Origin of the sequence: Bacteroides coprosuis (assembly GCF_020741705.1) — a bacterium.
Lineage (GTDB): Bacteria > Bacteroidota > Bacteroidia > Bacteroidales > Bacteroidaceae > Bacteroides_E > Bacteroides_E coprosuis.
In genome coordinates this window covers 1-6,411 of the sequence record NZ_DYYK01000114.1, presented here as the reverse complement: position 1 = coordinate 6,411, position 6,411 = coordinate 1, and the positions used below count along the sequence as shown (strand labels likewise).

Annotated in this window: 6 protein-coding genes; all 6 read right to left on the bottom strand. The window is 36.8% G+C overall.

All coding sequences use genetic code 11. The annotated features are described in order from the left end of the window. Positions 1-932: GDP-L-fucose synthase family protein (locus K8V80_RS06490; RefSeq protein ID WP_276776303.1), on the bottom strand; the 932-nt coding region annotated here is incomplete at its 3' end. Then, positions 925-2,010, bottom strand: coding sequence for a GDP-mannose 4,6-dehydratase (gmd, locus tag K8V80_RS06485; RefSeq protein WP_040310186.1), 1,086 nt, complete (start codon positions 2,008-2,010; stop codon positions 925-927). The genes gmd and K8V80_RS06490, both read right to left, overlap by 8 nt. A 188-nt stretch (positions 2,011-2,198) precedes the next feature. Further along, positions 2,199-2,786 (bottom strand): sugar transferase, encoded by a 588-nt coding sequence (locus K8V80_RS06480; RefSeq protein WP_276776301.1) that lies wholly within the window; start codon positions 2,784-2,786, stop codon positions 2,199-2,201. Between the two features lie 9 nt (positions 2,787-2,795). Further along, positions 2,796-4,010 (bottom strand): DegT/DnrJ/EryC1/StrS family aminotransferase, encoded by a 1,215-nt coding sequence (locus K8V80_RS06475; RefSeq protein ID WP_276776300.1) that lies wholly within the window; start codon positions 4,008-4,010, stop codon positions 2,796-2,798. Between the two features lie 18 nt (positions 4,011-4,028). After that, positions 4,029-5,039, bottom strand: coding sequence for a glycosyltransferase family 2 protein (locus K8V80_RS06470; protein ID WP_276776298.1), 1,011 nt, complete (start codon positions 5,037-5,039; stop codon positions 4,029-4,031). 10 nt (positions 5,040-5,049) lie between these two features. Then, entirely contained in the window at positions 5,050-6,339 is a 1,290-nt protein-coding gene (locus tag K8V80_RS06465) for a phenylacetate--CoA ligase family protein (RefSeq protein WP_276776296.1), read from the bottom strand. Between the last annotated feature and the right edge of the window lie 72 nt (positions 6,340-6,411).

The window sequence follows — 6,411 nt, the reverse complement described above, 5'->3', positions numbered from 1 at the left end:
TCCCCTTTATACCCCACTTTTTCAGCGATCAGCTGAGCCAGTTGGGCAATGGTTGTTTCTACCCCACTCCCTATATTGATGTGGCAATTGCGTATCTCCGTTTCTCCTTCCTGATACGTATCCTTGAAGTCAATGTTTTCTAAGACAAAGACAGAAGCATCTGCCATATCTTCACTCCATAAAAACTCTCTGATGGGCTTCCCCGTACCCCATAGCTCTAGGGCATCGGGTAGAATCCCCTGTTTTTTAAACAGATAAAGAATCTCGTTCTCTCCTGCTGTGCCCGTTACCCCGTGTATCGCTCTGCGATCCAAGTCTTCCCGAATGACAGCCCAATTATTCTCCATCAAGGCCTTCGCCAAATGCATTTTGCGTAGCATAGCCGGCAATACATGACTGGTTTCTAAGTCGAAATTATCACCAGGGCCGTAGAGGTTGGTTGGCATCACGGCCATATAGTTGGTGCCATACTGCAAGTTGAAACTTTCACAGAGCTTTAACCCCGCAATCTTGGCAATGGCATACGGCTCATTGGTATATTCTAGCGGACCTTGTAGTAATTCAGTTTCGGCAATGGGTTGGTGCGCATCTCGAGGATAGATGCAGGTACTACCCAAAAAGAGGAGTTTTTTCACCCCATGGCGAAAACTCTCCCCAATTACATTTTGCTGAATACCTAGGTTGCGAAATATAAAATCGGCTCTGTAGGTATTATTGGCTTTGATTCCTCCCACATAGGCCGCCGCCACTACCACAATCTCAGGCCATTCGGCATCAAAGAAGGCCTTAACCTTTCCTCCATCCATCAAGTCGAGCTCCTCGTGAGTTCGCCCAATGAGGTTGGTATAGCCTTTGCTTTCTAGGTTTTTCCATATGGCAGAGCCCACCAAACCTCGGTGTCCTGCTATGTATATCTTTGTATCTTTATCCATCGTAACGTTTTCCTTTCTCGTAATGTCTTTTTACCCCTTCCATATCGCTTTGCACCATCAGGCGTACCAACTCTTCAAAGGAGGTTTGTCGAGGATTCCAGCCCAATACCTTTTTAGCCTTACTCGGATCTCCCAAGAGTTGTTCTACCTCGGCAGGACGGAAGTATTTGGGATCTACCTCTACCAACACTTTCCCCGTCTGGGTACAGATGCCTTTTTCTTGTAGCCCCTCACCTTCCCAACGTAGGGGTATTCCCACAGCATCAAAGGCAAGGGTAGCAAACTCTCGCACGGAGTGTGCCTCACCCGTTGCAATCACAAAGTCTTCGGGCGTATCGTGTTGTAGCATCAGCCACATACATTCCACATAGTCGCGGGCATAACCCCAATCTCGTAAGGCACTGAGGTTACCTAGGTAGAGTTTTTCTTGATGTCCTTGAGCAATGCGTGCGGCAGCCAGCGTTATCTTTCGAGTCACAAAGGTTTCTCCTCTTCGCTCACTCTCATGGTTGAAGAGGATACCATTTACGGCAAACATCTCGTAGCTTTCTCGGTAGTTTTTGGTAATCCAGTAGCCATATTGCTTCGCCACCCCATAGGGAGAACGAGGGTAAAAGGGAGTGGTTTCGGTTTGAGGAATTTCTTGCACCTTCCCAAATAGCTCCGACGTAGAAGCTTGGTAGATGCGGGTTTTCTTTTCTAAGCCCAAAATGCGTACGGCTTCGAGTAGTCGCAAAGTACCCAAGGCATCGGTATCGGCAGTATATTCGGGTACATCAAAGGAGACTTTCACATGGCTTTGTGCAGCCAAATTGTATATCTCATCGGGTTGTATCTGCTGAATAATGCGAACCAAAGAGCTGCTATCGGTCATATCGCCATAGTGCAAATTAACCAAGCGTTCTTGTTTCATATCGCGCACCCACTCATCGAGGTAGAGATGCTCTATGCGATTGGTATTGAAGGAGGACGAGCGGCGAAGAATGCCATGTACCTCGTATCCTTTTTCAATTAAAAATTCAGCCAAGAAAGATCCATCCTGACCTGTTATCCCCGTTATTAGTGCTTTTTTAGTCATATATGTACTTACAGACTCTTTAAATTCGTTGACCACAGTAAACCTTACAGCTTCCTGTTTTTAAAATATTACACCCCTAAATTAATCTTATCTCTAGGCTTCTACAAGTGAAACGTTCTATTTGTGCATTTTTGAGGCTACTTTTATAAAACAAACACCCCAATAAGCCCAAAAGGGTAGAAAAACAGTTACCAAATTATACGGTAAATCGTCAGAAATATAACCTTAAAATACTCTATAACTGATTGGTTATTTATATATTTCATATTGTACCTAATTTTGTCAGGCATAATTTGTTCTATATATGCCTTATCAGGATCATCTGCTTTTCCTAAAATTTCATTTTCATCTACATACTCAATAGATGCGTAATCTGTAATACCTGGACGAACAGACAACACTTTTTTTTGTTCATCAGTATATAATTCCACATATTTACGAACTTCAGGACGAGGACCGACTAAACTCATATCCCCAGTTAAAACATTGAATAATTGAGGTAATTCATCTAATTTATACTTACGAATAAAATAACCTACTTTAGTTATTCGTGGGTCTCTGCCACCCACTGTAATTAATCCTTTTTTATCAGCTCCTACACGCATAGAACGAAACTTATACAGTCCGAAGTCTTTACTATCTTTCCCTACACGTATTTGCTTATAAAAACCGCCTCCCTTACTCTCTAAACGAATAGCGATATAAAGAATAAGAAAGACGGGGGATAAGATTACAATTCCAATAAAAGAAAATAGTATATCTAATAATCTAATCACTTTTTTGCTTTATCCAATTATTGTTGAATAAGCCTCTTTTACCGATGTTACCACCTGATTTATCATTTCTGGTGTAAGCTGTGGGTAAATAGGCAAAGATATTTCTCCCTTGTAGTTTGCATAGGCTTGTGGGTAATCTTCTATTTTATAGCCTAAGTCCTTAAATAAAGTCAACATAGGCATAGGTATAAAATGAACATTTACAGCAACATCCTTTTTAGCTATTTCCATAATCATAGCATCTCTTTGCTCTTCTGTAACATCTTTAATACGTAAAGCAAAAATGTGATATGAGGTTTCCTTTTCCCCATCAATAGCAGGAGGAATGATGGCCCAATCACAATCAGAGAAAGCTACTTTATAGGAATTGAACACACGTTTCCGTTCTGCCAATAATGAAGTATAAACACGCATTTGAGCCAATCCTATTGCAGCATTAACATCAGCCATATTTATTTTCATACCTAAACCGATGATATCGTAACGCCAACTACCCGCTTTTGATTTTGAAAAAGCATCTTTAGTTTGGCAGTTCAAAGCCATCATTCGTAACTCTTTGTATAGTTCAGTATTATCAAAAGGTTTTGGTAAATTCATGCAAATAGCACCACCTTCAGCTGTTGTTACATTTTTAACTGCATGCAAAGAGAATATCGCTACATCTGTTTCACAACCTGTTCGTTGTGCTTTATTATAATGTGCACCTAAAGAATGTGCTGCATCATTTAATACTAAAATACGTCCCAACTTTTCTTGGACATCTGATGTTGCCTTAAATTTAGCTTTAATATCTTCACGCTCAACCAAAGCCATGATTTCCTCATATTTACAAGGGAATCCAGCAATATCCACGGGTATAATAGCCTTAGTGCGTGGTGTTATAGCCCTTTCAATCTCTTTTACAGAAATATTAAAATCATCTGTAGTATCTACCATAACAGGTTTTCCTCCAGCGTGAAGCACTGCTACAGCAGTTGCGCAATAGGTGTATGCAGGTACAATAATCTCATCTCCTTCTTGCAAGCCTAGCCATCTTAACATCATAATAGCACCCGAAGTCCATGAGTTAACACATAGTACTTCTTGAGCTCCTGTAAAACTTTTCAACTCTTCTTCTAGAGCTTTTACCTTAGGACCTGTAGTGATCCAACCAGATTTCAAAGAATCTGTAACCTCATTGATTACGTCCTCGTTTATATAGGGCGGTGAAAATGGAATTTTCATAATTTATAATATTAAAAACTATCTACTAGTTTGTACTTGAAAACTTTTCTTAAATAAAACTTTATAAATACCTTTAAGGTATCCTAGACCATAACTTATATGCATAGAAAAAAAGACAATTGGTAAATAAAAAAGGACACCAAATCTCCTATATTTAAGAGCTTCTTTTGAAGCTATTATCATAATCAATATTAAATAGAAAGATAATACTATGCAGTAAGGTATATATATATAAGGAATACTAAAGCTCATAATTCCTCCTAAAACAATACCCAATACAAACATTAGAGGGAAAAACTGTCGAATCGTTGCTGGAGATCCTAATTTTTTATTTACTAAAGGTTTAAATAAACCATATTGATAAAACATTTTAAAAAGTTTCTTAAAAGAATCTCTTGCATAATAATCAACAACCAAATCAGATATCAAAAAAATAGTTCCACCATTTTTAATAATTCGACCATTGAATTCATCATCTTGATTTCTTGTTAAATCTAAATCAAACAACCCTATTTTATCAAAAATATTTCGTTTAAAACAACCGAATGGGACTGTATCAACCTTTCTCACACCTTTGCTACCTACACGAAAAGAAGAGTCTCCAACTCCAAATTTATGGCTCATTCCTATAGCTATAGCTAAACTCTTAGTAGAACTGTCAGCTGGTAAAGTTCGGCAAACGGCTCCAATGTTTTCACAATCCAACTCTCGAGCATATTTTAATAATGTAGAAATATAGTTAGTAGGATATTCACAATGTGCGTCAATACGAATAATATAATCTCCTTCCGCTTGTTTTATTGCTTTATTTAAAGCTGGTGGGACTATTTTATCTGGATTATCTAAAAGCTTAATAAAAGGGTTCTTTTTAGAATAAGATTCAACAATCTCACGAGTATTATCAGTACTCCGGCCATCAATAAAGAATATTTCTAAATTCTCTTTAGGAATATCTTGATTTAACATAGATTGAATACATGATGCAATATATTTTTCCTCATTATATATTGGGCAAATAATAGATATCATAATTTATAAGCTATTCTATGTTTTGAATAAAGTCCTTCAATTTACCATCCATCATATGTAGTTTAGAGTCATATTCTACCGTAAAGGCAATATCATCCTTAAAATATTTACTCAACTCTTTTCTAATAATAGAGTCCAACTCCTTACTATAGGTTTGTTCTATTCTCATTAAGACTTCACCCTTTTTGTTTTGAACTGCTTGATAGTTTACCTCAAACTTACTAGTAAATGCAATGTTTTTAAACACATAGTAAAAAGTCAAAGAAGGATATTTATTTTCTAAACCCTCTACAGATTTACCAACTCGCCCCAAAACATCTACAATCACAGGATGACTTCTGCCACATGGACATTTAAAATCAATAGGAGCTAAGTTTATTACATCACCTAATTTATAACGTATAATAGGAAAGGAATTAGATAATAAATTCGTCACTACAGCTTCTCCATTAAGTTCTTCAACAATAACATGTTCCATAGCAATATGCATATTACCACTTGGACATTCAAAAGCTATGATACCTGTCTCCATTGATCCATATTCTGATATCATTTTAAGACCAAAGGCTTTTTGTACTTCCTTTTGATAAGATGGCCAAATTTTCTCACTCGTCCCTTTAACCATTTTAAGTTTAGGAAATTGAAGAGATAATCCTAAGCTATTTATTTTTTTAGCAACCTCATATATCATAGAAGAATAACCTGATATATAAACAGCTGATTTTAACTTATAACAAAAACGAGATATTTCTTCATCTGTATAAGAAAATAATCGAAAACGATTTTGTAGTGAATCAAAGAACTGAATTTTTGCAGCTTGCTTTTTCTCTATATTATAACCCCAAAAATAGCCATTCCGATCCCATGGCTTCACTCCATACCATGAATACCCTCTAAACATAGCAGCACGAGTACCCGAATCCCATTCCTCAGATCGATATATAGTTAATGGCTGTCCCGTAGTACCTGATGTTTCAGAAAACACCAATTTCTTAAATCGTCTATTACTCTGAATCAAATGTTTATTTGCTATCAAAGTCTTTTTATCTATTGGAGGTATGCATTTTAAGTCATTTAAACTTTTAATATTTCTTGGATCAAAACCAAGAGACTTAAACAGATCCGAATAATATGGAGAGTTCTTTTGTACATCAGTTAAGAAAATCTGTAATTGACTTAACTGATACTTTTGTAATCGACTTAAAGGCCACTTATCACTTTTTTTTAGAAAATTGAGCTGATGACAAATAGAAGGGTTACGTTTTTTAAGCCCTAATTTATAAATGATTTTATTTAACATAACCATACTCTAATATTCTTGAATATATGTAAATCATAGTATTTCTGACAAAATTGATAAGGCTGTTTTTTC

Bases quoted from the DNA above. Each gene is read 5' to 3' on its own strand.
- gmd (WP_040310186.1), bottom strand. From the start codon at position 2,010: ATGACTAAAAAAGCACTAATAACGGGGATAACAGGTCAGGATGGATCT.
- K8V80_RS06475 (WP_276776300.1), bottom strand. From the start codon at position 4,010: ATGAAAATTCCATTTTCACCGCCCTATATAAACGAGGACGTAATCAAT.
- K8V80_RS06470 (WP_276776298.1), bottom strand. From the start codon at position 5,039: ATGATATCTATTATTTGCCCAATATATAATGAGGAAAAATATATTGCA.
- K8V80_RS06465 (WP_276776296.1), bottom strand. From the start codon at position 6,339: ATGTTAAATAAAATCATTTATAAATTAGGGCTTAAAAAACGTAACCCT.